Below are 3,097 nucleotides of genomic sequence, written 5' to 3' on the forward strand. Positions count from 1 at the left end.
ATCCCACCCCCACCATCCGACTCGGTCTTCCTCTCTTGATCTATCGCATCAGCGAAGGAAGGTGTCGAAATGAAAACGGCAGACATTGTCACGGCCAGCAGAAAAGCGATTCTTGGGATGCGCCTCAGAGACACTGCGAAGACTCCCTTTCCAGTTCCTCTTCAACCGTCTGCCAAACCCCCTGATCACCCTTCTCCAGGCGTGCCACATAGCGCGTGGGAAGTGCGTCGGGATCCGCCTCTTGAACAACTTCTCTGGTGCTGAAATCGTGCGTCACCGAGCCAGTGAAGTCCCTGCAGTAGGTAAGGACCGCGGCCTCACCGGGGAGAATATTCACCTCATAATCGTAATACCTGATCTCCCCGCTGGTGGTAATCCCCCTTTCCAGGATTCGATCCAACATCTCCATATTCTCGAGAAGTGCCTGCCCTTGAGTGTAAAAACTCACCGATGAGCCTTCCACGTCATGGTAGGAAATCACCTCATATATTGACTTGACCTGCCACTCGGCATCCACCAACACCGCCGCCTCATCGGCTTCTTCGACTTCCGGCTTATCGAAGATCAGGTTCAGGTCCTCGGGAAGACGGATCTCCGGGCGGTCGATGTCGTCGTCCTCCGGCGTCGGGTCCTCGGCCGTCTCCTCGGGCTCCGGCTCCGACGTCGCCTCCCCCGCACCGTCCGCACCCTCGATCGGCGCGGCTGCCCCCTCGTCCCCCTCCCCATCGGAGGAACAGGCGGTCAACAACAGGCTCGCGGCCACCATCCCCGCGACGGCGGAACCGGCAAGACGACGCTTCATGACAAGAACTCCCCTGAACAGTGCGGCAGGTGAGGGCACGACACCCCGACACCCGGGACATCGACCCGCACACACGGAGGGATTCGCCGCCCCCCGCACGTCACTGTATGACGGGACGCGAACACGCCAACAGGGGTTTCATCCCGACCGGAATCCGCGACAATCGGATGAAAACCCGACCGGACCACACCGCCCGTCCCCAACCGGCGTCGCGGTCCGTCACCCCGGGATTCGGGGGAACCTCCACCTTTCCCGGGGCGTCCGGGATGATGGGGGCAGAGCACGTACGGCGTGCGGGGAGGTACGGGGATGTCGATGCAGCAGTGGCCGAACTCCGGTCCGTACGGGAACGTGCCCCAGCGGCAGCCGGGGCCGGTACCCGGTTCCGGTGGTCAGCAACCGATGATGCGCGCCTCGGATTCGGACCGGGCGCGGGCTGAGGACGTGCTGAAGGCCGGGTACGCCGAGGGTCGGTTGAGCAAGCACGAGTTCGATCAGCGGATGGCGCACGTGCACTCCGCCACCACCTACGGCGAGTTGCACCACCTGCTCGCCGACCTGCCTCAGGGGCCCTCGCCGATGCCGGCCCCCGCACCGGCGACGTTCCAGCCGGCTCCGATGCCGTACGCGCCCGCGCGGCCCTGGTCGCCCGTGCCCGCCCCGCCGCCACAGACCAACGGCAGCGCGGTGGGCGCGCTGGTGTGCGGGGTGCTGTGCCCGTTCACGTGGGGGGTCACCTCGATCCCGGCCGTCATCCTCGGTCACAAGGCCAGGTCGGATGTCCGGCGCACGGGGGAGAAGGGCGACGGCATGGCCCTGGCGGGTCTGATCCTGGGGTACCTGACCCTGGCGGGATGGATGCTTCTGCTGTTCGGGATCGCCATCGCCGGCATCTGACCCCGAACGGGACCGCCGGCTTCCCGCGCGCCCCGTTTTCGGGCCCTGCTCCGTTCCGGCGTCCCGGGCGGGGCCGCGCACCGCGTCGCGGCCCCGCCCGGCACGCCGGCCCGGTTCACCCCCGTTCCCCGGCCCGGACCGGGGTGCGTCGGGGGGATGTCCGGACCGGCGCGCCGGAGGCAGGCTGCCCCGGGGCCTCGTGCTCGTGCTCGTCCCCGTTTCCGGTCGCGGTTCCGACGGAGGCGGTCGGCCGGACGGATGGAGCGGTCGCGGCGGGGGCCATGGCGGAGTACCAGTCGATCTTGCGGCGCAGTCGTTCCTGTTGCTCGCGCAGGCGCGCGATGTGCCCCTCGACGCGGGCGGCGTGCTCCACCAGCAGGGCGAGGCGATCGGGGATGGTGCCCTCGCCGGCACGGGCCTGTTCGGCGTAGCAACGGAGTTGGGCGATGGTCATGCCGGTGTCCCGCAGGCACCGCAGCATGCCCAGCCACTCCAGGTCCCGCTCGGAGAACCGGCGGTGTCCGGTGGATGTGCGGGTGATGGGCGGAAGGAGCCCGATGCGCTCGTAGTAGCGCAGGGTGTCGAGGCTGAAGCCGCTCCGCTCGGCGGCCTCGGCCGGGGAGTAGGTGTCGCTCATCTCCCGAGAGTGACACCTGGAGTGCGCTCCGGGTCAAGGGGGGTCGGTTCCCGCCCGTGTCGGGGGCGGCACACGGTTATCGGGGGTCGGTGCCGTCGGGAGCGGCGGTGATGGCGTCCGCGAGGCCGGAGAGCAGCGCGGCGACGCCGGCGGGCCCGTCCACGAGCAGGTCGCACGCCTCCGCCAGGGCCGTCACCTCGTTGCTGCCGCTGCACACCCGTACGCCGGGCAGACCGTTGTCCCGGAGCTTGACGAGCGCGTCGAAGGCGGCGAGGTCGCCGAGGTCGTCCCCGGCGTAGAGGACGGCGGAGGGGCGGACGGCACGCACGAGCCCGGCGAGGGCGGCGCCCTTGTCGGTGCCGGGTGGGCGCAGCTCCAGGACCCGGCGACCGGGTTCGACGGTGAGGGCGTGCCGGGCGGCGAGCCGGGTGAGGGGCTCGCGCAGTGCCTCCAGGGCCGCCTCGGGGTCGGCGGCGCGGCGGGTGTGGACGGCGAGGGCGCCGCCCTTGTCCTCGATGTGTGCGTGGTCCGAGGGCAGGGCGTCACGGACGACGCCGGGCAGGTCGGCGCGGACGGCCATGACGCCGGGATGCGGGGGCGGGGTGGTGAGCGAGTCGTCGCGGGCGTTCCAGCGTTCGGCGCCGTACGCGCCCAGGACGGTGAAGCGATCGAAGCCGGGGGTGCCGCGCAGGGTCTCGAACCCGCCCAGACGAGCGGCGTCGGCGGCGGCCCGGCCGGTGATGACGGCGAGCGCGCCGATG

Annotated in this window: 4 protein-coding genes; 1 reads left to right on the forward strand and 3 read right to left on the reverse strand. The window is 70.0% G+C overall.

Translation table 11 applies throughout. The annotated features are described in order from the left end of the window. Positions 1 to 124: 124 nt before the first annotated feature. Positions 125 to 802: a hypothetical protein gene (locus FNQ90_RS17635; protein WP_182607267.1), complete on the reverse strand. Its 678-nt coding sequence runs from the start codon at positions 800 to 802 to the stop codon at positions 125 to 127. Positions 803 to 1,111: 309 nt separating this feature from the next. Here FNQ90_RS17635 and FNQ90_RS17640 point away from each other — a divergent pair, with 309 nt between their 5' ends. Beyond that, complete coding sequence (locus FNQ90_RS17640) at positions 1,112 to 1,699, forward strand: DUF1707 and DUF4190 domain-containing protein (RefSeq protein ID WP_306663061.1); 588 nt, start codon at positions 1,112 to 1,114, stop codon at positions 1,697 to 1,699. Positions 1,700 to 1,814: 115 nt separating this feature from the next. On the opposite strand, the gene FNQ90_RS17645 is transcribed toward FNQ90_RS17640, so the two are convergent. Continuing rightward, the gene (locus FNQ90_RS17645) at positions 1,815 to 2,336 is read right to left on the reverse strand and encodes a MerR family transcriptional regulator (protein WP_182607268.1); all 522 of its coding nucleotides are present in this window, start codon (positions 2,334 to 2,336) and stop codon (positions 1,815 to 1,817) included. Positions 2,337 to 2,412: 76 nt separating this feature from the next. After that, the gene (otsB, locus tag FNQ90_RS17650; RefSeq protein ID WP_323380033.1) at positions 2,413 to 3,096 is read right to left on the reverse strand and encodes a trehalose-phosphatase; all 684 of its coding nucleotides are present in this window, start codon (positions 3,094 to 3,096) and stop codon (positions 2,413 to 2,415) included. Position 3,097 lies beyond the last annotated feature (1 nt).

This window comes from Streptomyces alkaliphilus, from assembly GCF_014141535.1.
Taxonomy (GTDB): Bacteria; Actinomycetota; Actinomycetes; order Streptomycetales; family Streptomycetaceae; genus Streptomyces; species Streptomyces alkaliphilus.